At 65.9% G+C, this 22,627-nt stretch carries 22 protein-coding genes; 12 read left to right on the forward strand and 10 right to left on the reverse strand.

The genetic code is table 11. The annotated features are described in order from the left end of the window. Positions 1 to 334 precede the first annotated feature (334 nt). The 3 genes from PMES_RS02050 to PMES_RS02060 all read right to left on the reverse strand — a co-directional run bounded on the left by PMES_RS02050 (position 335) and on the right by PMES_RS02060 (position 4,644). Positions 335 to 2,545, reverse strand: coding sequence for a TRAP transporter permease (locus tag PMES_RS02050; RefSeq protein ID WP_159963875.1), 2,211 nt, complete (start codon positions 2,543 to 2,545; stop codon positions 335 to 337). Between the two features lie 91 nt (positions 2,546 to 2,636). Continuing rightward, a complete protein-coding gene (locus PMES_RS02055; protein ID WP_159963876.1) occupies positions 2,637 to 3,605 on the reverse strand; it encodes a TAXI family TRAP transporter solute-binding subunit in 969 nt (322 codons plus the stop codon). Positions 3,606 to 3,729: 124 nt separating this feature from the next. Beyond that, on the reverse strand, positions 3,730 to 4,644 hold the full coding sequence (locus PMES_RS02060) for a LysR family transcriptional regulator (protein WP_159963877.1): 915 nt from the start codon (positions 4,642 to 4,644) through the stop codon (positions 3,730 to 3,732). 114 nt (positions 4,645 to 4,758) lie between these two features. On the opposite strand from PMES_RS02060, the gene PMES_RS02065 reads away from it, so the two are divergent. Genes PMES_RS02065 through PMES_RS16820 form a run of 3 tightly spaced genes read left to right on the forward strand, consistent with a single transcriptional unit; the run spans position 4,759 to position 6,974 of the window. After that, on the forward strand, positions 4,759 to 5,889 hold the full coding sequence (locus tag PMES_RS02065) for a tartrate dehydrogenase (RefSeq protein WP_159963878.1): 1,131 nt from the start codon (positions 4,759 to 4,761) through the stop codon (positions 5,887 to 5,889). Between the two features lie 12 nt (positions 5,890 to 5,901). Continuing rightward, positions 5,902 to 6,309, forward strand: a complete 408-nt coding sequence (locus PMES_RS16815; RefSeq protein ID WP_268892400.1) for a DUF4147 domain-containing protein — start codon at positions 5,902 to 5,904, stop codon at positions 6,307 to 6,309. A gap of 14 nt (positions 6,310 to 6,323) precedes the next feature. After that, positions 6,324 to 6,974, forward strand: a complete 651-nt coding sequence (locus tag PMES_RS16820; RefSeq protein ID WP_268892401.1) for a DUF4147 domain-containing protein — start codon at positions 6,324 to 6,326, stop codon at positions 6,972 to 6,974. A 20-nt stretch (positions 6,975 to 6,994) separates the two neighbouring features. Here PMES_RS16820 and PMES_RS02075 read toward each other — a convergent pair whose 3' ends face one another. Then, entirely contained in the window at positions 6,995 to 7,339 is a 345-nt protein-coding gene (locus PMES_RS02075; protein WP_159963879.1) for a hypothetical protein, read from the reverse strand. On the opposite strand from PMES_RS02075, the gene PMES_RS02080 reads away from it, so the two are divergent. From PMES_RS02080 to PMES_RS02105, 6 genes are all read left to right on the forward strand, one after another. After that, positions 7,326 to 7,766, forward strand: a complete 441-nt coding sequence (locus tag PMES_RS02080) for a hypothetical protein (RefSeq protein WP_159963880.1) — start codon at positions 7,326 to 7,328, stop codon at positions 7,764 to 7,766. The genes PMES_RS02075 and PMES_RS02080 overlap by 14 nt on opposite strands. Beyond that, positions 7,763 to 9,403, forward strand: a complete 1,641-nt coding sequence (locus tag PMES_RS02085) for a sodium:solute symporter family protein (RefSeq protein ID WP_159963881.1) — start codon at positions 7,763 to 7,765, stop codon at positions 9,401 to 9,403. Before PMES_RS02080 ends, PMES_RS02085 begins: the two co-directional genes overlap by 4 nt. 8 nt (positions 9,404 to 9,411) lie before the next feature. After that, positions 9,412 to 9,894, forward strand: coding sequence for a hypothetical protein (locus PMES_RS02090; protein WP_159963882.1), 483 nt, complete (start codon positions 9,412 to 9,414; stop codon positions 9,892 to 9,894). A gap of 42 nt (positions 9,895 to 9,936) precedes the next feature. Continuing rightward, a complete protein-coding gene (locus PMES_RS02095) occupies positions 9,937 to 10,668 on the forward strand; it encodes a haloacid dehalogenase type II (RefSeq protein ID WP_159963883.1) in 732 nt (243 codons plus the stop codon). Then, a complete protein-coding gene (nrtS, locus tag PMES_RS02100) occupies positions 10,665 to 10,961 on the forward strand; it encodes a nitrate/nitrite transporter NrtS (protein ID WP_201288939.1) in 297 nt (98 codons plus the stop codon). The genes PMES_RS02095 and nrtS overlap by 4 nt, the downstream gene beginning before the upstream one ends. A gap of 133 nt (positions 10,962 to 11,094) precedes the next feature. Continuing rightward, positions 11,095 to 11,652: a TetR/AcrR family transcriptional regulator gene (locus tag PMES_RS02105; RefSeq protein ID WP_236549665.1), complete on the forward strand. Its 558-nt coding sequence runs from the start codon at positions 11,095 to 11,097 to the stop codon at positions 11,650 to 11,652. Positions 11,653 to 11,659: 7 nt separating this feature from the next. Here the strand turns inward: PMES_RS02105 and PMES_RS02110 are convergent, their stop codons facing one another. After that, positions 11,660 to 12,544, reverse strand: a complete 885-nt coding sequence (locus PMES_RS02110; RefSeq protein WP_159963885.1) for a hypothetical protein — start codon at positions 12,542 to 12,544, stop codon at positions 11,660 to 11,662. 473 nt (positions 12,545 to 13,017) lie between these two features. Here PMES_RS02110 and PMES_RS02115 point away from each other — a divergent pair, with 473 nt between their 5' ends. After that, positions 13,018 to 14,301, forward strand: coding sequence for an NAD(P)/FAD-dependent oxidoreductase (locus PMES_RS02115; protein WP_438943220.1), 1,284 nt, complete (start codon positions 13,018 to 13,020; stop codon positions 14,299 to 14,301). Between the two features lie 55 nt (positions 14,302 to 14,356). Here the strand turns inward: PMES_RS02115 and PMES_RS02120 are convergent, their stop codons facing one another. Together PMES_RS02120 and PMES_RS02125 are read right to left on the reverse strand one after the other, a co-directional pair. After that, the gene (locus tag PMES_RS02120; RefSeq protein WP_159963886.1) at positions 14,357 to 16,417 is read right to left on the reverse strand and encodes a catalase; all 2,061 of its coding nucleotides are present in this window, start codon (positions 16,415 to 16,417) and stop codon (positions 14,357 to 14,359) included. A 121-nt stretch (positions 16,418 to 16,538) separates the two neighbouring features. After that, positions 16,539 to 17,180, reverse strand: coding sequence for a TetR/AcrR family transcriptional regulator (locus tag PMES_RS02125; protein WP_159963887.1), 642 nt, complete (start codon positions 17,178 to 17,180; stop codon positions 16,539 to 16,541). A gap of 84 nt (positions 17,181 to 17,264) precedes the next feature. On the opposite strand from PMES_RS02125, the gene PMES_RS02130 reads away from it, so the two are divergent. Next, the gene (locus tag PMES_RS02130; protein ID WP_159963888.1) at positions 17,265 to 18,884 is read left to right on the forward strand and encodes a 4-hydroxyphenylacetate 3-hydroxylase family protein; all 1,620 of its coding nucleotides are present in this window, start codon (positions 17,265 to 17,267) and stop codon (positions 18,882 to 18,884) included. A gap of 11 nt (positions 18,885 to 18,895) precedes the next feature. Beyond that, a complete protein-coding gene (locus tag PMES_RS02135; protein ID WP_159963889.1) occupies positions 18,896 to 19,594 on the forward strand; it encodes a 2-hydroxychromene-2-carboxylate isomerase in 699 nt (232 codons plus the stop codon). Here PMES_RS02135 and PMES_RS02140 read toward each other — a convergent pair. The 3 genes from PMES_RS02140 to yghU form a co-directional block, all read right to left on the reverse strand. Next, positions 19,543 to 20,259 (reverse strand): endonuclease/exonuclease/phosphatase family protein, encoded by a 717-nt coding sequence (locus tag PMES_RS02140; RefSeq protein ID WP_159963890.1) that lies wholly within the window; start codon positions 20,257 to 20,259, stop codon positions 19,543 to 19,545. The genes PMES_RS02135 and PMES_RS02140 overlap by 52 nt on opposite strands. Further along, a complete protein-coding gene (locus tag PMES_RS02145) occupies positions 20,256 to 21,608 on the reverse strand; it encodes a phospholipase D-like domain-containing protein (RefSeq protein WP_159963891.1) in 1,353 nt (450 codons plus the stop codon). Before PMES_RS02145 ends, PMES_RS02140 begins: the two co-directional genes overlap by 4 nt. A 101-nt stretch (positions 21,609 to 21,709) precedes the next feature. Next, entirely contained in the window at positions 21,710 to 22,597 is an 888-nt protein-coding gene (gene yghU / locus PMES_RS02150; protein ID WP_159963892.1) for a glutathione-dependent disulfide-bond oxidoreductase, read from the reverse strand. Positions 22,598 to 22,627 lie beyond the last annotated feature (30 nt).

The following is a 22,627-nucleotide window of genomic DNA, read 5'->3' on the forward strand; positions in this document are numbered from 1 at the left end:
AACGGCCGAGATCGTCCGCGTGGACTGATGACGGCGGGGAAAGGGGGCATCATGTCTCAGGCGTGAGTTACGCAACAACGCCGTTCAAGTCCCTCATCCGCTACCATTCTTTCCCCAATGTTTTCGGCGACTTCCTTCTAAGTGGGGTTGTTGCATGACTTCGGGAAAGCCCCCCGGGGTGGCGGGACGGTGCTGCTGGCCATGTTTCGCGAGGCCGGCATGGAGATCATCTCCCGGGCGGACCGATTCCGGCAACCTGGCATGGCCAGAATCGCAACGTGCCAGAAGAAACTCCCGATTTTGGGACCCTGCGCAAAAGACCTTCGGAAGCTCCTTATGCCCCGCCCTCACCGGTTTGCTGGGCAGAGAGATCACCGGGCGTGGCGATCCTTTTCTGCACAAGGACCAGAGCCAGCGCGATGCCAAGTCCTACCGCGTCGGTAACCCAGCCGCCGGCGATCATGGTCAACCCGCCCACTACGAGCGCGGCGCGCACCAGACCGCTCGCCGGGCCGAAGAACCAGCCCTGCACGGCGCAGGAGAGCAGGTAGACGCCGAAAATCGCGGTGATCGAGATATGGGCGATCTCGAAAGGGCTGCCTTTCAGCAGCATCGCCGGGGAGTAGAAGAACATGTAGGGCACGACGAAGGCGGCGAGACCGATCTTGAAGCTTTCCACGCTCGTGCGGATCGGGTCGGACCCAGCAAGCGCCGAGCCGGCATAGGCGGCCAGCGCCACGGGGGGCGTGATCGCTGACATAACCGCGAAGTAGAAGATGAACAGATGCGCGGTCAGGGGGGCGACGCCCAGGTTGATTACGCCGGGCGCGATGACGCTCGCGGCCACGGCATAGGCCGCCGTGGTGGGCATGCCCATCCCGAGGATGATCGAGACGACCATTGCGAAGAACAAAGCCAAGATCTGGCTCTGATCGGCCAGTGCCAGAAGCACCGTGGAAAAGCGAGAGCCAATCCCGGTCAGTGCGATGACGCCAACGATGATGCCGGCGGTGGCGCAGACGGCGACCAGTTGCAGCACCATTCGCGCGCCGTTGTCGAGCGCCTGGAACAACTGGCGCGGTCCCATCCGGTGCGGCGTCAGCCAAGACACCACAGCGGCTGTAATCATTGCCAGCGTGCCGCAACGAATGACCGAATAGCCCGCGAATAGCGCGTAGATCAGCACCACGATGGGCAGGAAGAGATAGACCTGCCGGATCAGCTTGGCGAGCTTTGGCAGCTGATCGCGCGGCAGGCCCTTCATGCCGACCCTCTTCGCCGCGAGGTCGACCATGAAGTAGACGGAGATGAAGTAGAGAATCGCGGGGATGATCGCGGCGTAGACGATCTCCATGTAGGAAATGCCGGTGATCTCGGCCATGATGAAGGCGCCCGCGCCCATGATCGGTGGCATGATCTGCCCGCCCGTCGACGCCGCGGCCTCGACGGCGGCCGAGGTCTGCGGTCGGTATCCGACCTTCTTCATCATCGGAATGGTGAGCGAGCCGGTGGCGACGACGTTGCCAGCCGAGGTGCCGTTGATCATCCCCATCAGGCCAGACGCGAAGATCGCGACCTTGGCCGGCCCGCCGCGGCGATGACCGGCGGCGGCGAAGGCGAGGTTCACGAAGTATTCCCCGACCCGGGTGGTCTGGAGGAAAGCGGCGAAGACGACGAAGAGGATGATGTAGGTCGAAGAGATTGCGATCGGCGCGCCGAGCACGCCGTTGTCGGTGAAGATGTAGGAGAAGAAGCGCTTCACGTCGTAGCCGCGATGCTCGAAGATCCCCGGCAACCAGGGCCCGGCAAAAGCGTAGGCGACGAAGACGCCGGCGATGATGACGAGCGCGAGCCCGGCGAGCCGACGGGTCAGTTCGATGATCAGCAGAACGCCGGTGATTGCCGACCACATGTCGCCTGGCAGAGCCATGGGCATGCCCGCGCGCAGCTGAAGCTGGCGGGCGAAGAAGATCAGGTAGGCGATGGCACCGACTGTGGCGGCGGCGAGCAACACGTCGCCGGGGGCGAAGCGCGTCCGGTTGCGGTGGGGAAAGAGCCAGCCGTGCAGAATGGCGATCGCGGTGCCCGCGGTCAGCGGGATGCCGAAGGTGGACATCGCCCAGGCAGGCGGCAGCATTTCCCCCATGATCCGGCCGTTGATCCAGATCGCGGCGACACCGGCCAGACCGTAGAGGATTCCGGCTCCGGCCAGCACCAGAAGCGCCTTCGAGAGCAGCCCATCTGGCCGCCCTCGCGCATCGCTCTCGGCAAAGGGGGAGGAGCCGAACAGCAGATAGCCCAGCAAAAGGCCGCCCCCCACATGGCTCAACCGATAGGCCCATGTCTCGAGCGGGTAGACGTTCATCACCAGCAGGTGAAAGACCGTGTAGGCCACGCACATGATCGCGATCAGGGCGTTGCGACCGCCTTCGAAAAGACGCTGGTTGCCGGCGACCGGGTCCGCGTCGACATTGGCACGGGCCAGTTCCTGCTCGATGTTGGACTGTGCGGTCTGCGCCTGATGGGCGTCGGAGGAATGGGTCATCGCGGGCGCCTGTAGCTGCTGGGTTCAGGACGAAGGCGGGCGGCGGGTTCGCTCCGCCGCCCGTTCCAAGATCGGTCGAGGGCCGCTGGCCTTACTCGGCGGACGGCACGTCGTAGCCGTTTTCCTGGAACCAGCGAGCGGCGCCCGGGTGGAACGGGATCACGGTGTTGAACTGCACGTTCTCGGGCAGCGAGTCCTTGGCGGCCGCGTGATTGGTCACCATCCTGTCGTTGTTCTCCATCGCCAGCTTCGTGATCTCGTAGGCGAGATCTTCGGGCATGTCCTGATGAACGATGGCGAAGTTCCATAGCGAGGTCGTCTCCAGCGGCTCGGGCTGGTCCTCGTAGGTGTTGGCGGGAATCGTGAAATTGGACATGGCCGGCACGATCTCCTTCATCGTGTTGCGGGTCTCGTCGTCCATCGACAGGAAGCGAACGTCGTTCTCGACCGCGAGTTGGCTGTAGGCGCCGGTGGGCAGGCCAGCAGCATAGACGAACGCGTCGATCAGCCCGTCCTTGAGCTGGCCCGCAGTGTCCGAGCCGCCGGCATTGGAGACGGTGACGTCGTCATAGCCTTCGGCATTCTCGAAAAAGCGGGTCCAGTAGGTGGCCGAGGTGCCGCCCGCCGGGCCGACGCCGACGCGCTTGCCCTGCAGATCAGAGAAGCTCTCGATATCCGAGGAGGCTAGCACCGCCGCCTGCAGCGGGGTCTGATACATCGGGAACAGCGCGCGGACGTTCTCGTGCGGCACGCCAGGCATCAGCGGGCTCTCGCCGCGCCGCGCCTCGTCCGCCGGGCCGAGGGTGACGAAGCCAAGCTGATGCTCGCCGGTCTCGACAAGCGTGACGTTCTGCACCGGGCCGCCGGTGATTTCGGCGCCGGCGTTGATGCCCAGTTCCTCGCTGATCATCGCGCCGAAACCCGAGCCATAGCCGAAATAGGTGCCGCCTTGGCTGCCGGTCCCAATGGTGATGCTGCTGGGCCAGTCCGCGCGATCCTGTGCGTGGACGGGCAACGCCAACGCGCAAGTGGCAGCGGCGATAAGTGCCGTGAGTTTCATGAGAGCTCCTCCTCTGCGATTTCCTCCCGGACGGGCCTTGGCGAGGCGCATCCTCTCTAGGAAAAATGACTCGAGAGATGCTCTCGACTCAATTTGCTGCGTAATATATTCATTTACGATATAATCAGGCCGATGCTTCGATCTCGCTCAGATGTCCTTCGAGCAGTTCCATGAGCGCGTCCCGCTCCGGATCACGCGTATTCCGGGCCCAAGCCGATGCAAGGATGAGCTTCGCCTGGGGCGGGGCATCTTTTGTGCGCAGCGGCAGAAAGCGCACACCCCGGACCCTCAGGCGGGACGTCCACCGCGGCACGATGGCAAGCCCAGTTCCGGTCGCCACAAGATTGACGATGGTCTGCTTTTCCTCGGCGATCTGCGAAATACGCGCCGTCAGTCCGGCGCGCAGGAAAAGGGTGATCGTTAGGTCATGCGAATGTGGGCGCGAGCGCCGGTCCGGCACGATGAGCGGCTCGTCGGCCAGATCGGCGATCTCGATCTGTTCGCGGCTGGCCAGGCGGTGATCGGCCGGCAGGGCCACGACCGCGGTTTCATGGAACAGGGTCCGGAACACGAGCCGCGGGTCGCGAAGGTCCGGGGGGCGGCAGAACGCGATGTCGAGGCTGCCGCTCAGCAGTTTCGGCAACAGGTGGATCGTCTTCTGTTCGACGATCTGAATCTCCAGGTCGGGGTGCGACTCCCGCATCGGCGGCAGGATCTGTGGCAGAAGACCGGCTGCAGCGCTGTCGATCGCCCCGACCCGCAGGACATGCGACCGCGCCATGCGCACGGCCCGCACCTTCCGCTCGAACGCGTCCATCTGAGCGAGCAGGTTCCGAGCGTCCTCCACGATCGCCTTGCCAGCCTCCGTGAGTGCCACGTCCCGCGTGGTTCGGCGGAACAGCTCCACCCCCAGGTGATCCTCAAGCTGTTTGATCTGACGCCCGAAGCTTGCGGGCAGGATCTCCAGCCGCTGCGCCGCGCGACCGAAATGAAGCGTTTCGGCGGCGGTCAGGAAACAACGGAGCTGCATCTTGTTCATCGCCGGCATCCGGGCTGCTATATCGGTTATGTATATAATCACTACAGAATTGAGGTGTCCATCGCCGTTCCGGTAGCGTTGTGACAGATCACATACCGCGCGAGGAGGAAGAGGATGACGGTCGTTCACCAGGATGTCACCGAAGGCGAGACGCGTGCGGCCAGTCCGGAGCAAAAGACCTACCGCATTGCCTCGATTCCCGCAGATGGCATCGGCCCGGAGGTAATCGCCGCCGGGCTTCAGGCGCTCGAGGCGCTGGCCCGGCGCGACGGCGGCTTCAAGCTCGACGTCACCGAGTTCGACTGGGGCTCTGATCGCTACAAGACGACCGGCGCGCTGATGCCCGAGGACGGGCGCGACCAGATCCGGGATTTCGACGCGATCTTTTTTGGCGCTGTCGGCGCGCCCGACGTGCCCGATCACGTCACGCTCTGGGGTCTTCGCCTGCCGATCTGTCAGGGGTTCGATCAATATGCCAACGTGCGCCCCACCAAGATCCTGCCCGGCATCACCTCGCCGCTGGCGGGCGTCGGCCCCGGCGATCTCGACTGGGTCATCGTGCGCGAGAATTCCGAGGGTGAATATTCCGGCGTCGGCGGGCGCGCCCATCGTGGCATGCCCGAGGAGGTTGCCACCGAGGTCTCAATCTTCACCCGCACCGGCGTCGAGCGGATCATGCGCTATGCCTTCGAACTGGCCCAGTCGCGCCCGCGCAAGTTTCTCACCGTGGTCACCAAGTCGAACGCGCAGCGCCACGGCATGGTGATGTGGGACGAGATCGCCGCCGAGGTGGCGCAGGAGTTCCCGGACGTGAGTTGGGACAAGATGCTTGTCGACGCCATGACCGTGCGCATGGTCAAGGATCCCAGGAGCCTCGACACCATCGTGGCAACGAACCTGCATGCCGATATCCTGTCGGACCTGGCCGGTGCGCTGGCCGGTTCCCTCGGGGTCGCGCCGACGGGCAATATCGACCCGCAGCGCCGCTACCCTTCGATGTTCGAGCCGATCCACGGCTCGGCCTTCGACATCACCGGCAAGGGCATCGCCAATCCGGTGGCGACTTTCTGGACCGCGAGCCAGATGCTTGAGCACCTTGGTGAAGCGGACGCGGCCATCCGCCTCATGCGCGCTGTGGAGAAGGTCTGCGCGGATGGCGTGCTGACGCCGGATGTGGGCGGCAGCGCGACGACCCAGCAGGTCACCGACGCGGTCTGCGAGGCGATCCGCGGCGACAACATCTGAGCCCCCGCTGGCGTGAGCCCGAGCAACCCGGAAACCCTGCTGCGCGAGATGCCGGGCGCCGCCATCAAGGCGGCCGATCCCGGCGTGGTTCTGGCCCGTCATTTGCCCGAGAAGCCCGCGGGCCGCTGCATCGTGGTCGGCGCGGGCAAGTCCGCCGCCGCGATGGCGCGCGCGGTGGAACGGGCCTGGCCCGATGTCGACCTGTCGGGGGTGGTGGTCACCCGCTATGGCCACGCCGTTCCGACCCGGCGCATCGAGGTGCGCGAAGCCGCCCACCCGGTGCCCGACATGGCAGGGGCGGCGGCGGCGCGGGAGATCATGCATAAGGGCGCCGAGGCCGGACCGGGCGATCTTGTCCTCGCCCTGATCTCGGGCGGCGGTTCCGCGCTGCTGCCCATGCCAGAGCCATCCCTCCCCTGAACGACGTCATCGAGGTGAACCGGCTCCTTCTGGCCTCCGGCCTTTCGATAAGTGCGATGAACAGCGTGCGCCGACGGCTTTCCCGCATCAATGGCGGGGGGCTCGCGCAGGCGGCGGAAGGGGCGCGGATCGTGACGCTCGCGATCCCGGACGTGCCCGGCGACGACCCGGCGGCCATCGCCTCAGGCCCCACGGTCGCGGACCCCACGGCCGGGGACGACCTGTCGTACCTGTCGTACCTGGCGGAACGGCTCGGCTCCGGTCTGCCGGACGTGGCCCGAAGGCTGCTTTCGACCTCCTCCCCCGCGCGGCCGGACCAGTCAGAGTTTCGGTTCATCGCCATACCGCAAGCCTCGCTGCAAGCGGCGGTCCGGGTCGCCGAAGCCCGCGGCATCACCCCTATCCTGCTGGGCGACGCTCTGGAGCGCGAAGCGCGCGAGCTCGGCATCGACATGGCGGCCATCGCGTCCTCGGTGGCGCGGAACGGCACTCCCGCCCCGCCACCCGCGGTGCTGATGTCCGGCGGCGAGCCCGCTGTGACGATCCGGCAAGGTTCTCCCGGGCCTCGCATTGGACGATCACGTGCCGGCGTTTTTCCTCGCCGGACACTGTCCGAAGTCCAAGCTGCCATCGAGCGCCCCTCCCGGAAGCGTTCGGACAACTGAATGCTGCTCGTTTCGTCGAGTTAGGCTCGGAGAACGTCGCTGAGGCCGTTGGCCAGCGTGACGATGCTCTCGACCCCGGGCCGGGCGGGCTGGGGAGCCGCTAAGCGCCCTGCTTCGATCCGGGGCGGGTCATGGACAATCAAGAACACCGGCAGATTGATCGACGCGCCGCAAGCCGTGTTAATCCGTTCGGCCGACAGATGAAGCAGCGCACAGCCCTCGAGTACCGATCGCGCCAGGCGTATCCCATTGGGTCTGCCAAGCAGATCGGCGGCGTGCAGCAGGCCATCTGCTCCGCGGTCCGGAGCCTGCATCGGGTCTCGCAAACATTTATTGAAAACAAATTCAATAATGCGTAGCGTCATCTCTATTCGCAGCGGTCAGCCGGGAAACTGTTCGATCAAAGACCAGCCGGGGAGGCACGGACCCGCGAAGAACAAGGGGGGAAAGGAAGTGAAAGCGTACAAGAAAGAGGTCCGGTCAACGATCGGCTTCGGGATCGGCTATGTGTTGCTCGGGCATACCGGGCTTTGGGTGGTGATGCTTGGCAGCGACAACAGCGTGAGGCTGTTCGGGCTGCCGGCCCATTATCTGGTCGCCATCCTGCTCGGCTCCTTCGGGGTCCTTGTCTGGTCCGTCATCTGGTGCATCTTCGCCAACCGGCTGGAAGACGAGATCGAGGCTGAGAACGCGGCCGCCACGGGCGGGCCGCGGACGGACGCAAACGTCACGGCTTCGACCTCCGCCGCATCGCCGGCCGCGCCAGGTCAGCTCGCGGGGGCCGCCAAATGACTTCCGCAGACTGGCAAATCCAGAATATCTGGCTCGGGCTCGGCATTACGCTGGCCGTCTTCGGCCTCTATTACGCCGTCGCGATGATCAACAACAAGAAAACGGCGAATGCGACCGATCTCTACCTGGCCGGCCGCTCGATCGGTCCGCTGGTCAATTCGCTCGCCGCATCTTCCACCTGGATGAGCGTGGCAACGTTCCTGGGCGTCGTGGCGTTGATCCAACAGCTCCATCTTCCCTTCGTCTACATGTGGATCCAGCTCATCCTGAGCGTGCCGCTTCTGGTAATGCTCTACGGTGCATCGCTCTACCGGATGGGTGTTTTCACCTCGGTGCATTTCGTGCAGCTGCGCTACGGGCGCAACACGGCATTCCTGGCCGCGGGTTGGATGCTCCTGATCATGCTCATGTATATGGTCGGCCAGTTCATCGGCATCGCGAAGGTCTTCGAGGTGCTGCTCGGCCTGCCCTACACGCCGTCGCTCATCCTCTCGGCGCTGGTGATAACCGGATACATCACCATCGGCGGCATGAAGGGCGCGACCTACAACGATGCCATCCAGATGGTGATCATGATGATCGCTCTGCTGGTGCCCCTGGCGGCCATTCTCAAGGCCATGGGCGTGGCAGGCTACTGGGTCCCGCCTCTGGGTTACGGCGATCTGACGGATGCGCTGCTCGAGCAGATCCCGACCTTCTTTGACCTGAAATTCGAGGCGCGCTTCTACCTGTCGCTCTTCGTCGCCCTGACGATCGGCACCCTGGGTCTGCCGCAACTGGCGCAGCGGGTGCTGACTTCCGAGAACATCAAGTCGGCGCGGGTCGTCGTCCCATGGTTCTGCCTCTGGGTGGGGCTGATGTTTCTCGGCACCTATGCCATGGGCTTTGCCGGCGTCTACCATTTCGCCATGATGGGCCAGGAGCTCACGCCGGAAGCTGCGGACAAGACGACGCTGCTGCTGAACCTGGCCTATAATCCCGAGTGGGTCTCGGCCTTCGTTATCGCCGGGGTCCTCGCCGCGGGCGTCTCCACGATCGCGGGGCTGATGATCGGCGTGGCAACGGTTGTCGGGCATGACATCGTGGGAGTCCTGCGTCCCCACATGAGCGAGAAACAGCAGCTGCGCTACGGTTACATGGCATTGGCGGGCACGGGGGTCGTCTCGCTGCTCGTGTCGCTCGATCCGCCGGCCTTCCTGATAACGTCGATCTTCTGGGCCTTCGGACTTTGCGCCACCGCCATCACGCCCATGGTGGTCCTCGGGGTCTGGTCGACGCGGATCAATCCCTGGGGCGCCTTCGTGGGCAGTCTGCTGTCGGGTGCGCTCTACATATTGCTGTCGCCATATGTTTTCGCCGACCTGGTGGTGGGAAGCGGTCTCGTGGCAGGGCTGGGCTTCTCGACGTCGCTCATCTCGGTGCCCGTGGGCTTCATCCTCACGATTCTGGTGTCCCTGGCCACCGAGCGTTTCGCACGCGGCAAAGCTGAGGTGGCGCGGAGCCGGGCGCAGGAGCTGGTCGAGGGCATGCATGGCTGGGCTACGGTGACGCGGCAACGATATGACAGCAGCCAGTGGCTTCTCATCCTCGCGGCGCTCTGGGCACCCGTGCTGCTCTGGGGCCTCGTGCCTTGGTAGAGGTCCTCATGGCACCCAACCGGCGTCTGCCCGTTCCTTTGGGCGTACCGATCGCGGGGCTCCTCTGGAGCCTCGCAACCCTCCAGGCCCGCTCATCGGAGATCGCGTCACTGGACATGAGCCTTGCCGAGGCGGCGTTTCCGGTCACTCTTGGCGGGATAGGCCTCTTTCTCGCGCTGTGGGGCGGGTTCACCGGGGTGACCTGGGCCTTGTGCCGTGCATTCGGCGGGCGGCTGTCCCTGCTCGGCACGGGGGCGCTCGTTTCGCAAGCTGCCCTGCCGCTCTGGATCGCGGCGCCGGTTGCGGCCTTCTGGCTCGCCGGGGCCTCCACGGCCGCAGCCCCCCTGGCGGCGCTGGCCGGACTGGCCCTCTACGGATGGACCCTCTCGGGGCTGCTATCCACCGATCTCGATTGGAGCCTCGCCAGAGCCGGCGCCGCGACCGCGAGCGCGATCATCTTCCTGGTCAGCTTCGTCTTCCTGACGATCTGAGCCTTTCGCCCATAACAGACACCACTGACGGAGTTTTACCCGATGAAGACCGAAGCCTTCGTGTTCGACGCCTACGGCACCCTTTACGACGTGCAATCAGTCTCGAAGATCACCTGTGAAAAATTCCCCCGGCACGGAGAGCTCATCACCCAGGTCTGGCGCCTGAAGCAGCTGGAGTACACATGGCTCCGCTCTCTCATGAACAGCTATCGCAGCTTCTGGGATATCACCGAGGAGTCGCTGATCTATACGCTCGACGCGGTGGGGGTGGAGAGTGACGCGGCGACGCGCGCGCAGATCATGGACAAGTACCTGCATCTCGACCCTCATCCCGATTGTCATTCGGCCCTCGATGCACTGGCCGGGGTGCCCCTCGCGATCCTGTCGAACGGCAACCAGGGCATCCTCGACACGCTGGTCGAGAACACCGGGCTCGACCGCAAGCTCGAGGCCACGATCAGCGTCGACAAGGTCGGCATCTTCAAGCCTCATGCGGCGGCATACGAGCTTGTCGAAGAGCGGCTGAACGTGAAGCCGGAGAACGTGGTCTTCGTCTCATCCAACGCCTTCGACGCCTGCGCGGCCAAGAATTTCGGCTTCCGCGTGGCCTGGATCGAGCGCGTGACGCGAAAGGCGATGAACCGGGAGGTGGACGAGGCCGAGCATGTTGGCCCGTCGACCATGTTCAAGCTCCTGCGGATGCAGATGGAGGATCTGGGGATGGAGCCGGATTACCGGCTGACATCGCTCAACGAACTGGTCGCGCTGCGGTGAGCGAACAAGGGCCACCCCGGGGCGGGGCTGCCGCTCCGCCCCCGCGTTTCTGGAGTATCGCCCTGCACCGCACGGTGGTGCGCCGGGCGGCACGTGTCGCACTCGTGGTGGGGGTGGTCCTGGCGACCATCAATCATGGGGACGCCATACTGCGCGGCGACATCGATCTGAGCCGCATGCTGAAGATCATGCTGACCTTTTGCGTGCCCTATTCCGTTTCCACGTATTCCTCGGTTCTGGCCACGCGCGACCTGCTCGCGACCCGCCGTCCTTGCGGGGACCTGCCCGGGTAGTTCATCGGGTGCGCGCGGGTGCGGCACCGGCGATCCGGCGGCATCGCCTTGTTCGGACGTTGCAAAAATTGCAGGGTCGGAGGACTGACTGGCTCGGAAAGGGGTGTTCATGGGACGGCCGAGGGAATTCGACATGGATACGGCCTTGGACAAGGCCCTGGAGATCTTCTGGCATCGCGGCTACGCCGCTGCTCCGATCCAGGAGATTTGCGTTGCCATGGACCTCAATCCAGGCAGCGTCTATGCCGCTTTCGGCAATAAGCACGGGCTCTTCGTCAAGGTGGTTCAGCGCTATCTGGACCAGATGAATCGTCCCGGTGTGGACCTGATGGATGCCGAACCGGACGGGCTGAGGGGGATCCGCGCCTATTTCGAGTTCATCGTCGAGGGGATCGTCAATGGCAATCGCCGCTGGGGCTGCCTCGGGACCAACGCCTTTCTCGAACTCAAGGAGAACGACGCGGAGGTCGGGCGCCTCATGTCGGACCACCTTGGCCGGTTGGAACAGGCATTCTGCCGGGCCCTCGATCGCACGGGCATCGAGGATGCCGCCGGGAATGCCAAATACCTGCTTTGCCTGTCACAGGGGCTCAACGTGATCGCCAAAACCGACCCGGATCGCTCGACGCTTCGCAATATCGTCGAAATGGCACTCCTGCCATTCGCACGCCAGGAACCGCTCGTCTCCTGATCGGTGGTCAGTTTTCGAGCTGTCCCTGGAAGACAGCGACATTCGTGACCAGGCCCGGCAGCAGCCATTGAAACAGGTGCACAACGGCCAGAACCTCTCCGGACGCTCCCTCCGCGGCAGCCGCCGCCCGAACGGTTTCCGAGCGCACGTCGTTCGGATTGGGCAATGCCATGGCCAGTTCCGTGGCGCGGTCATGAACGGCCGTGACGATTTCGGAGTAGAGAGGCTGCCCGACCTGCGGCTGCAGCCCTTGCCAGGCCAGGTGGAAGTAGCTGGGCCACCGCGCCAGCGCGCGGTAATCGGTGTTCAGGAACGGGAGCCCCAGCGTCGCCTTGATATCCTCGTAGAGTGCGCGGCCGGAAGCGTCCTGGTGATGCGGCTCGACAAGTGTCAGCGCCTGTCCGGCGGGCCAGAGCACCGGCGGCGCGCCGGCCTGTGTGAGATCGCCCGGCGACGCCTCTCCCACCTCGTGCCCCTCCAGCAGCAGACGCGCGGACGTGGCCATCAGCAGGTAAGGCATGTTCCCTGCCGCGAAAACCTCGATGACCTTGCGGATCGCCGCGAGATCGGCGTCGGTATATCCCGCTTTTTCCAGGTCCCGGGCGAGCGGTGCCTGATCGAGCCGCGCCGCCTCCCGCTCGGCGCAGTCGCGCAGCTCGGTGCATGCAGAGCGGAAGGCGGTGCTGCGCACGATAGGGTCATACAGGCCCCAAAGCGCGCGGTAGAAACCCGGGAAACTGGCGAAGGCCATGGCGACCACGCCCATCCAAGGCACCCCGAACGCGGCCTTCGTGCTCGCATATGCGGCCGCCAGCTCTCCGGCGGCGAGATTCTCGGGAACGGTCCGGGGAATTGGGACGGGCCGGGGCTTGTGGCGCTGCAGGATGGGCATCGTGTCTCCTCTGGCTGCGGCTGTGGGCGCGCGTATCGCCCATCGGCCACGCGGAATGGATATGACCAAGACTGTCTGAATTGAACCGAAGTTCAACTACTCGTGGATCGAAAACCGCAGGCGCGCCGATCGACACGATCGCAGGCGGCCTTCCCGGGTCCGGCGCAGGGTCGGCGGTGGGCTCGGATGTCGCGCCTCCCACCAGTTGTCCACGCTGTCGGATGTGCCGAATGCGCGCCGGGCGGAACTGCCGCGGCCTGCCGCAGCCGCGCGTGATGCGGCCGGGATGCCGCCGCCCCGTGGCAGGCGCGATCCGCCGGCCGCTGCCTTGGGCCGCACGAAGTGCCGTGCATTGCATGCCTGCCCGTGCTAGAGGGCGCTGATTGCGCTAACGCCTTGAGTTGTCGCGAGCGGCCTGCGCGCGCGGCGGCATTTCCGGTGCCGCGCCAGCCCATCGCAAAGGACCGATCACCGTGATCCATCCCTCCTCCCCAGCAACGGATATGCGCCATCACGTGGTTGTCGTGGGGGGCGGCTTCGGCGGTCTGCAATGCATCAAGTCGCTGCGCGGGCCGGGGATCCGGATCACGCTCATCGACCAGCGCAACCACCACTTGTTCCAGCCGCTGCTCTATCAGGCGGCAACGACAATCCTCGCGCCGTCGGAGATCGCCTGGCCGCTGCGCCAGCTCTTTCGCGACCGCGAGGACGTGACGACGCTGCTCTCGACGGTGACGGGGGTGGAGCCGGCCACGCGGCAGGTTGCCCTGGAGGACGGGGAGCGGATCTCCTACGATACGCTGGTGCTCGCAACCGGTGCGCGCCATTCCTATTTCGGCAATGACGGCTGGGAGCTGCACGCACCCGGGCTGAAAACCCTCGAGGACGCGACGGCGATCCGGCGCAAGATCCTCTTCGCCTTCGAGGCCGCCGAGGCGGCACGGGATCCGGCCCTCAAGCAGGCGCATCTGACCTTCGCGGTGATCGGGGCAGGTCCGACCGGGGTGGAGATGGCCGGGATCATCGCCGACCTGGCGCATCGCATCCTGCCGCGCGAATTCCGGCGCATCGATACCCACAGGGCCCGCGTGATGCTGATCGAGGCGGGGCCGAAAGTGCTCTCGGCCTTCTCCGAGGACCTGTCCGATTATGCGCGTGCCTCGCTGGAGCGGCTCGGTGTCGAGGTCGTCCTCGGCACGCCGGTGACGCAGATCGACGCCGATCGGGTCGTGATGGGCGACACGCAGGTCCCCTGCCGCACCGTGATCTGGGCCGCCGGGGTGCAGGCATCGTCCGCCGCCGAGTGGATCGGCGCACCGCGCGACGGGGCAGGGCGCGCCGAGGTGGCGCCCGACCTGAGCGTGCCGGGCCGTCCCGAGATCTTCGTGATCGGCGATACCGCCGCCGTGCCGGACGCATCGGGCGCCCCGGTGCCCGGCATCGCGCCCGCCGCCAAGCAGATGGGCGATTACGTCGGACGGCTGATCGCCGGACGCCATGCGGGAGCGGAGGCGCCGCCGCCCTTCCGCTACAAGCATCTGGGCAGCATGGCGACGCTCGGGCGCCGGGCGGCGATCGCGGATTTCGGAAAGGTCACGCTGAAGGGACGCCTCGCCTGGTGGATCTGGGGCGTGGCACATATCTTCTTCCTGATCGGAACACGCAGCCGGATCTCGGTCGCGCTGAGCTGGCTGTGGTCCTTCGTGACCGGCCAGAACAGCGCCAGGATCATCACCACCCCGAAGGGCAGCCGCTAGAAGCCCCTCCCGCCCCGCGGCGCCTGGCCGGGGGCGGGAGGGCATGGTGTGATGCTCAGCTTGCGCGGTCCCAGAAGCGCAGGGCCCGGCATTGCGCGACGAACGCGCCCGCATCTGTGCCGCCGAGCGCGAGGATGCCACCATCGCCGCCCTCCGGCAGCCCGCCCGCGCGCGCCAGCGCGTCCGGCTCGCCGCCGAGCGCGATGAACTTGTAGTGGGCATAGGCATCGGACAGGAACTGGCGCGCCTGGGGGATCGCGGCGAGCTTTTCGGCACCTTCGGCGGAAACGATGACCGCGACCGCGTCGTAGAGGACCGAAGGCGCGCCATCGATCTTCTCGTCCGCCTCGATGGCCTTGCCGCCCGCGGTGGTGACACCGCCCACACGCGGGGCGACCACCTCGACCATGGCCCCTTCGGCCTTCGCCGCCGACATCAGCGCCTCGATCAGCGCATCATCGGCCCCGTCGCTGAGCAGAAGGCCGATCTTGCGGCCCTTGAAGCTGTCGGGCGCGTTCTTGAGGATGCTGAGCTTGTCCGAGACCGAAAGGTTGCGGTTCACCGGATGCGCGGGCTCGGCGGCCTGCGGCATCTTCGCAAGACCCAGACCCTCGCAGACCTTCTTCGCGAGGTCCTCGTCGATATTGGGCAGGTGCGAGACCATACGCTCGCGGATCGCGACCGTCTTGACCTTGCTGAGCTCGAAGACCAGCGCATCGGCGATATGCGCCTGCTCGACCTCGGTCTGGCTGAGATAGAACTGCCGTGCCTGGCTGTAGTGATCGGCGAAGCTTTCGGGGCGCAGGCGCCGCTTCTCGCCCTGCACCTGCTCGGGGTAGGACCGGAAGCCGCGACGCGGCGTCTCGCGCGGTCCGCCCTGCGCGCCGCCCCAGCTGTTGGGCTCGTAATTGGCGCGGCCCTTGGGGTTGTGCATCGCCATATGGCCGTCCTGCTGGAAGTTATGGAACGGGCATTTGGGCGCGTTGATCGGGATATGGGTGAAGTTTGGCCCGCCGAGACGCTTGGTCTGCGTGTCGAGATAGGAGAAGTTGCGCCCCTGCAGCAGCGGATCGTTGGTGAAGTCGATGCCGGGGACGATGTTCTGGGTGCAGAAGGCGACCTGCTCGGTCTCGGCGAAGAAATTGTCGACCAGGCGGTTCAGGGTCATCTTGCCGATGATACGCACCGGTACCTGCTCCTCGGGGATGATCTTGGTCGGATCGAGCACGTCGAACTCGAAGTTGTCGGCGAATTCGTCGTCGAAGACTTGGATGCCCAGCTCCCATTCGGGGTAGTCGCCCGCCTCGATCGCGTTCCACATGTCGCGGCGGTGGAAATCGGGATCGGCGCCGTTGACCTTGACCGCCTCGTCCCAGAGCACCGATTGGAGACCCTGCTTGGGCTTCCAGTGGAACTTGACGTAATGCGACTGTCCCTCGGCATTGACCAGCCTGAAGGTGTGGACGCCGAAGCCTTCCATGAAGCGGAAAGAGCGCGGGATCGTCCGGTCCGACATGATCCACATCGCCATATGCATCGATTCGGGCATCAGCGACATGAAGTCCCAGAAATTGTCATGCGCGGTCTGGGCCTGCGGGAAGCCGCGATCGGGCTCGGGCTTGGCGGCGTGGATCAGGTCGGGAAACTTGATCGCGTCCTGAATGAAGAAGACGGGAATGTTGTTGCCGACGAGATCCCAGTTGCCGTCCTGGGTGTAGAACTTAACGGCGAAGCCGCGCACGTCGCGGGCCAGGTCGGCCGAGCCCTTGTTGCCGGCCACGGTCGAGAAGCGCACGAAGACGGGGGTCTTCTCGCCGGGGCGCTGGAAGATGTCAGCGGCGCTGAGATCGGAGAGGGTTTCGTAGAGTTCGAAATGCCCGTGCAGGCCGTAGCCGCGCGCATGGACGACGCGCTCGGGGATGCGCTCGTGATCGAAGTGGAAGATCTTCTCGCGCATCACGAAATCTTCGAGAAGCGCCGGGCCGCGGGGGCCGGGACGCAACGTGTTCTGGTTGTCGGAGACGGGGATGCCCTGCGCCGTGGTCAGGTCGGGCACATCGCCGCCCGACTGCTGATGGGTTTCGCCGTTGCCGTTATCGTTGGATGAACGCGTCATGTCTTGGGATCCCGTAATACCGTGAAAGCCTGAGGGTAGAGTTTCCGGGAGGCCGAATGGTTCCATCACGCGCGCATGTTCCGCGGCGCGCCGCCCATCCTGAACCGCCGCGCCAACGTGATCACCCGTGTTTGCGCGCCCGCAATGCCCCGCCCAGGGCCGCGCGGCGCTCGGCGACATGACGCTCCATCAGGATCGACGGCGCGACGCCGAACATCTTGATGCGCCGCGTATGCGACAGCAGCAGCAGGCCGGCGGCATGGGCGAATGTATCGGCCGTCATCAGCTGCGCCTCCCCGGGCGTCACGCCCAGATCCTCGAAGGCACGGCGCATCGGGGCGAGGGTCTCGGCGAAGGCCTTGTTCAATCCCAGGTCATGCGCACGCCCGAGCCCCTTGGGCCGAAGCCCGGCCCGGAGGAGGTAGAAGCCCAGGTCGAGATCGCGCGGATTGCGATCGTAATGCTCGAAGACGGCCATGGCTGCGGCCCGGAGGCGCATGCCGGGATCGGGGCCGGCATGCTCCACCGCGTGCCGCACGCCCATCCTGCAGACCGCGAGCGCGTCATGCAGAAGCGTTGCATAGAGCGCCTCCTTGGAGTCGAAGTGGAAATAGAGCGCCGCCGGGGTGTAGCCCGCCTCCGCCGCGATCGCCCGCAACGACGCCCCCTCGAGCCCCTCTCGCTCGAAGACCGCGCGGGCCGCCATCATGATGACCCCGCGCCGCTCGAGCCGCGTTCCGGGGCGCACCGTCCGCTTGACCATACTGACACCCTCAAATTTATTCGTTGATAGATTTTCAATAGTTGTAAAGAATTGACCGCGAATGCGCAATCAGGAGGAGCCATCATGCTAATGAGTGCCGCGGAATACCACCAATCCCTTTATGCGCTCAGCCCGCGGGTCTTCGTCAACGGAGAGCGGATCGAGACCGTGGCGGACGCTCCGATCCTGCGGCCCGGGATCGAGGCGATCGGGGTCACCTACGACCTTGCGCGGATGCCTGATCATGCAGCCGTGATGACGGCGGCCGGCGCGGATGGCAGGGGGCCGGTGAACCGGATGCTGCATGTCGACGAGACGGCCGAGGACCTCCTCGCCAAGCTCGAGGCGGTGCGGCTGGTATGCCGGATATCCGGTTGCGCGCAAAGATACCTCGCCCATGATGCGTTCGGCGGGCTCCTGGAGGGCACGCGCCATGCCGATGCCGAGCACGGGACCCGGTATGGCGAGCGCTTCGACGCGTGGATGCAGCAGGTGCAGCGCGCCGACCTGGCGATCGGGATCGCGATGACCGATGCCAAGGGTGATCGCAGCCTGCGGCCGGGACAGCAGGTTTCGCGGGACACCTATGTCCATATCAAGGAGCGCAGGCCGGATGGCATCGTGCTATCGGGGACCAAGGCGATCGTGACGGGCGCGCCCTATGTGCATGAACTGCTGGTGATGCCTTGCCGCACGCATCGGGCCGAGGATGCCGATTGCGCCGTGATCTGCGCGCTCGCGGTCGATGCGCCCGGCGTGACGATCATCGCCCGCAAGGCGGGCCGTCCGGGACAGGGGGATGCGATCTTCTCGAACCGCTACGGGCAGACGACGGCCGTGGTCCAGTTCGAGGATGTCTTCGTTCCCTGGGAGCGGGTCTTCATGGCCGGCGAGACGGTTTCCGCGGGGCTCGCGACCACCACCTATGCCACGCATCACCGGCACAGCTGCATCGCGGCGCGCGCGGGTTTCGGCGATCTGCTGATCGGGGCGGCGGCCCTCATGATCGAGGCCAACGGGCTCGATGCCGACCGCCATCCGCATATCCGCGAGCAGATGGTCGAGCTGATCAAGATCGTCGAGGGGTTCTATGCCTGCGGTATCGCCGCCTCGGTGCAGGGGCGGCGCGGGGCCGCAGGCAACATGATGCCCGACCCGGTCTTCTCCAATATCGGCAAGCTGCTTCTGGCCACGCAGATCTACGACATGCACCGCATCGCCCATACCGTCTCCGGCGGCTTGATCGTGGCGCTTCCGGGCCCGGACGAGGATCACAACCCCGAGACGGCCGCCTCGCTCGCCGCCGTGCTTGGCGGGCGCGAGGATATTCCCCATGCGCAGCGGATGCAGACGGCGCGTTTCATCGAGGATCTGACCGTGTCGGACCAGGCGGGGTGGTATTCGGTCATCTCGCTGCATGGCGGCGGCTCGCCGGAGGCCATGAAGCGCGAGATCTGGCGCAATTATCCCGTGGGCGAGAAAGCGGAGGTGGTCGCCGCCCTGATGGGGCGGGGGGTGCACGGCCCGAGCGCGGCACCGCAGACCGCGCGAAGCCAGCCGGGACGTTGCTGCCCGACGGGATGCCAGATCGCCGATCTGCCCGGCATCGACGGTCCGCTGCGCGAACGGCCCGCCGGCGGCGCGGGGGCGCAGGTTTCGGCAGGGCGCGAGAACGGGCGGGTGGTGGCGGGTCCCGCACGGTGAGCGGGGCCGGAATGCCGCGGCGGGCGGTCTGGGTCTTCGATTTCATCTCTCCGTATGCCTATCTGCAGTTCAACCGCCTGCATGCCCTGCCCGAGGGGCTCGAGCTGGAGTTCAGGCCGGTCCTCTTCGCGGGATTGCTGTCGCATTGGGGGCAGCTTGGCCCTGCCGAGATCCCGCAAAAGAAGGTCCACACGATGCTGACGGCGCAATGGCGCGCCCGCCGGGCGGGATTGCCTTTCGTGCCGCCGCCGCGACATCCGTTCAACCCGCTGACATTGCTGCGCCTGTCGATCGCGCTGGGCAACCGGCGGGCGGTGATCGCCACCATCTTCGATCATGTTTGGGGGCGGGGAGAGGATGGCCAGGCGCCAGGCAGCATGGCGCGGCTCGCCGCACGGCTCGAGTTGCCGATGCCCCGGCTCGAACGCATGATCGCGGCGCCGGAGGTGAAGCGCAGCCTGCGCGCGAACACCGAGACGGCGGCGCGCGAGGGTGTGTTCGGCGTGCCGAGCATCGTCATCGACACGCGCATCTTCTGGGGTGACGACATGTTCGGCCTGCTGCTCGACTGGTTGCGCGATCCGGGCATACTGGAAACCCCCGAGGCACGGCGTATCGCCGCGCTTCCCGCGGCCGCCGAGCGCTCCCGCACCGCCCCTCACCCGCCGGGGGAGCCCTTGAGCGAGAGTTCGGCCACCAGCGGCAGGTGATCGGATGCGAAAGGCAGCTCGGGGCCCGTCGCGGCATGCAGGCCGTGCACCTCGAACTCGGGGCTCAGCGCGATCCTGTCGAGGGCGAAGAGCGGGCGGCGGGCATGGTATGTCGCGCCGCCATCGAGAATGCGGAAGGCCGGCGAGAAGCGTCCCAGCCCGACGCGCAGCGAACGCTCGTTGAAATCCCCCCCGATCACCGTCGGCAGGCTCGGGCCGGCGGCGAGCATGTCGCGCAGGGCGCTGATCTGCACGCGCCTTGCGCCGCGCAGCAGCCCCAGGTGAACGCCGATCGCCTTGAACCGCACACCCTTCAGCGCGAGATCCACCGAGATGCCGCCGCGCGGCTCCAGCCCCGGAAGGTCGAAGAAATCCCGGGCCACAAGCTCGATCCCCTCCCGGACCAGGACCGCGTTGCCGTGCCAGCCGAGGCTGTCGCGCCCGTGATCGAAGGTCACGGGATGCAGGCCCGTGGCCGCGCCGAGCTCTGCGGGTGGCAGGGCGGGCGGGCGCGGGGCGCGCCGGCGATCGGCCTCCTGCAACAGGACGACATCGGCGCGAAGTGCCGCCAGGACGCGCATGATCCGGCGTGGATCGCGGCGCCGGTCGGTGCCCATCGCCTTGCGGATGTTGTAGGTGACGATGCGCAAGCTGTGCTCGGTCATAGGATCGGGGCTCCCAATCTGAAAATGCCTTCGGCAAGGCGCCTGGTGAAGCCGGCGGGCCGCAGGCCTTCCCGCGCCTCGTCCTGCAGACGCAGCATCCACTCCGTCATCGCCTCGAGGCTGGCATGGTCGTAGATGAACAGCGTCGTCTCGAAATTGAGCAGCATCGAGCGCACGTCGAAATTGGCCGAACCGAGCCAGCCGAAATCGTCGATGATCCCGGCCTTGCCATGGATCATCCCCTCATGTCGGAAGATCCGGGCGCCGGCGATCTCGAGGTCGCGCACATAGGCGCCCCGCGCGAAATCGGCGGTCCACTGGTTCGAGCGGCGGGGCATCACGATGCGCAGGTCGATCTTGCGATGCGCGGCGGTGTGCAGCGCATGCAAGAGCGCCTCGGTGGGCAGGAAATAGGGTGTGGTGATCCAGACCCGTTTCTCGGCCCGGTGGATGGCATTCACCAGCCCGTCATGGAGCGGATCGTTGGGCGCGTCGGGCCCGGAGGGGACAAGCTGCACGATGGCGGTCGCGTCGCGGTCCGGCACGTCGATGGGCGGCATCAGCGCGGAGCCCTTGGCGGTCACGTTCCAGTCCGAGGAGAAGACGTCGATATAGGTCTGCACCACCGGGCCGGACACCGTGAAGCTCAGGTCCTGCCAAGCGCCGGGCCCCACGCCGAAATACTCGTCGCCGATGTTGCGCCCCCCGGACCACACCCGGTTCAGATCGGCGATCACCAGCTTTCGGTGGTTCCTCAGGTTCAGGTGGCCCTTGTCGGGCGGCTGGATCAGCGGGGAGAAGTAGGTGAGTGTTCCGCCCGCCTCCGCGAAGCGGCGCAACGCGGCCTTGGGGCGCGAGAGCGATCCCAACCGGTCGAGGATCAGGCGCACCTCGATGCCCGCCTCCGCCCGCTCGGTCAGAAGGTCGACGAAGCTTTCTCCGGACGGATCGTTGCGGATCAGGTAGAATGTCGCATCGATGCGCTCGCGCGCACTGCGCACCAGATCAAAGAGGGCGGCCTCCGCCTCGGCATTGCCCGTCAGGAGGGTCAACGCGTTGTGCCGTGTCGCGCCCGGAATGCCCAGATCGCGCAGCACATGTCCCACCTCGTGCACAGGCTCGATCGTCTCGTCGGCCTCGCGGTAGGCGATCGCGGAGAAACGCGAGCCGCGCTTGCGAAAGCCCAGCAGCAGGAAGAGCGGGATCGCGGCATAGGGCAGCACGATCACGAAGAGCACCCAGGCCGCGGTTGATTGCGGACTGCGCCGCTGCTGCAGGATCACGACGAGGGTGATCATCGACAGGACCATTCCGACGGCGACATGCAAGGAGGGCAGGGCCTGCATCATTTCGGGCCGCGTTCCGGGGGGGCGGGTGGCATGGGGTGATCTCCTGGAACCGCCCGCCCGGCGCGCGCGAATGCGCCGGGCGGGCGGGATGCCGCCAAGGCTCAGTCGTTCTTGGCGAGCGCCTGTGCGTCGGTTTTCTTGTCCTGCGTCTCGGTCTCGAAGTCACCGGCCGAATGGCGTTCATGCAGCTGCATGTCCAGATCGCCGAAATTGCGATTGACCTTGCGGCCGCGCAGGACGGCGGGACGCGCGTCGATCTCCTTGGCCCAGCGCATGACATTCGTGTAGCTCTCGACGTCGAGGAACTCGGCCGCGCCGTAGAGACGGCCGAGCACAAGCTGACCATACCAGGCCCAGACGGCCATGTCGGCAATGCTGTAGCTGTCGCCGGCCAGATAGGACCGCTCTGCCAGCTGCCGGTCGAGAACATCGAGCTGGCGCTTGGTCTCCATCGTGAACCGGTTGATCGGATACTCGAACTTCTCCGGCGCATAGGCATAGAAATGGCCGAAGCCGCCGCCCAGGTAGGGCGCGCTGCCCATCTGCCAAAAGAGCCAGTTCATGCATTCGGTCCGCTCGGCGGCATCTTCGGGCACGAAGGCGCCGAACTTCTCGGCGAGATAGACGAGGATGCTGCCGGATTCGAAGACGCGGCGGGGCGGGGTGGTGCCGTGATCCATCAGGGCCGGGATCTTCGAGTTCGGGTTGACCTCGACGAAGCCGCTGCCGAACTGGTCGCCGCTCGAGATGTCGACCAGCCACGCGTCATACTCGGCATCGATGCCCCGCTCCAGCAGCTCCTCTAGCATCACGGTGACCTTGACGCCATTGGGCGTGGCCATCGAGTAGAGTTGCAGCGGATGGGCGCCTTTCGACAGATCCCGGTCATGGGTGGGCCCGGCGACGGGGCGGTTGATGCTGGCGAACTGGCCGCCATTCTCGGCGTCCTGCGTCCAGACCTTCGGGGGCGTATAGGAAGACTCGCTCATGTGGCTCCTGCCTTTCATCTCGTTCTGGGG

The sequence above is a fragment of the Profundibacterium mesophilum KAUST100406-0324 genome (assembly GCF_009835145.1).
Classification (GTDB): domain Bacteria; phylum Pseudomonadota; class Alphaproteobacteria; order Rhodobacterales; family Rhodobacteraceae; genus Profundibacterium; species Profundibacterium mesophilum.

Excerpts from the sequence above, each read along its gene's own strand:
- PMES_RS02105 (WP_236549665.1), top strand. The coding sequence starts at position 11,095 with ATGGATACGGCCTTGGACAAGGCCCTGGAGATCTTCTGGCATCGCGGC.
- PMES_RS02090 (WP_159963882.1), top strand. The coding sequence starts at position 9,412 with ATGGCACCCAACCGGCGTCTGCCCGTTCCTTTGGGCGTACCGATCGCG.
- PMES_RS02055 (WP_159963876.1), bottom strand. The coding sequence starts at position 3,605 with ATGAAACTCACGGCACTTATCGCCGCTGCCACTTGCGCGTTGGCGTTG.
- PMES_RS02085 (WP_159963881.1), top strand. The coding sequence starts at position 7,763 with ATGACTTCCGCAGACTGGCAAATCCAGAATATCTGGCTCGGGCTCGGC.
- PMES_RS02145 (WP_159963891.1), bottom strand. The coding sequence starts at position 21,608 with ATGATGCAGGCCCTGCCCTCCTTGCATGTCGCCGTCGGAATGGTCCTG.
- PMES_RS02135 (WP_159963889.1), top strand. The coding sequence starts at position 18,896 with ATGCCGCGGCGGGCGGTCTGGGTCTTCGATTTCATCTCTCCGTATGCC.
- PMES_RS02095 (WP_159963883.1), top strand. The coding sequence starts at position 9,937 with ATGAAGACCGAAGCCTTCGTGTTCGACGCCTACGGCACCCTTTACGAC.
- PMES_RS02130 (WP_159963888.1), top strand. The coding sequence starts at position 17,265 with ATGCTAATGAGTGCCGCGGAATACCACCAATCCCTTTATGCGCTCAGC.
- PMES_RS02065 (WP_159963878.1), top strand. The coding sequence starts at position 4,759 with ATGACGGTCGTTCACCAGGATGTCACCGAAGGCGAGACGCGTGCGGCC.
- PMES_RS02060 (WP_159963877.1), bottom strand. The coding sequence starts at position 4,644 with ATGAACAAGATGCAGCTCCGTTGTTTCCTGACCGCCGCCGAAACGCTT.
- yghU (WP_159963892.1), bottom strand. The coding sequence starts at position 22,597 with ATGAGCGAGTCTTCCTATACGCCCCCGAAGGTCTGGACGCAGGACGCC.
- PMES_RS02080 (WP_159963880.1), top strand. The coding sequence starts at position 7,326 with ATGCGTAGCGTCATCTCTATTCGCAGCGGTCAGCCGGGAAACTGTTCG.
- PMES_RS02050 (WP_159963875.1), bottom strand. The coding sequence starts at position 2,545 with ATGACCCATTCCTCCGACGCCCATCAGGCGCAGACCGCACAGTCCAAC.
- PMES_RS02125 (WP_159963887.1), bottom strand. The coding sequence starts at position 17,180 with ATGGTCAAGCGGACGGTGCGCCCCGGAACGCGGCTCGAGCGGCGCGGG.
- PMES_RS02120 (WP_159963886.1), bottom strand. The coding sequence starts at position 16,417 with ATGACGCGTTCATCCAACGATAACGGCAACGGCGAAACCCATCAGCAG.
- PMES_RS02140 (WP_159963890.1), bottom strand. The coding sequence starts at position 20,259 with ATGACCGAGCACAGCTTGCGCATCGTCACCTACAACATCCGCAAGGCG.
- PMES_RS02110 (WP_159963885.1), bottom strand. The coding sequence starts at position 12,544 with ATGCCCATCCTGCAGCGCCACAAGCCCCGGCCCGTCCCAATTCCCCGG.
- PMES_RS02075 (WP_159963879.1), bottom strand. The coding sequence starts at position 7,339 with ATGACGCTACGCATTATTGAATTTGTTTTCAATAAATGTTTGCGAGAC.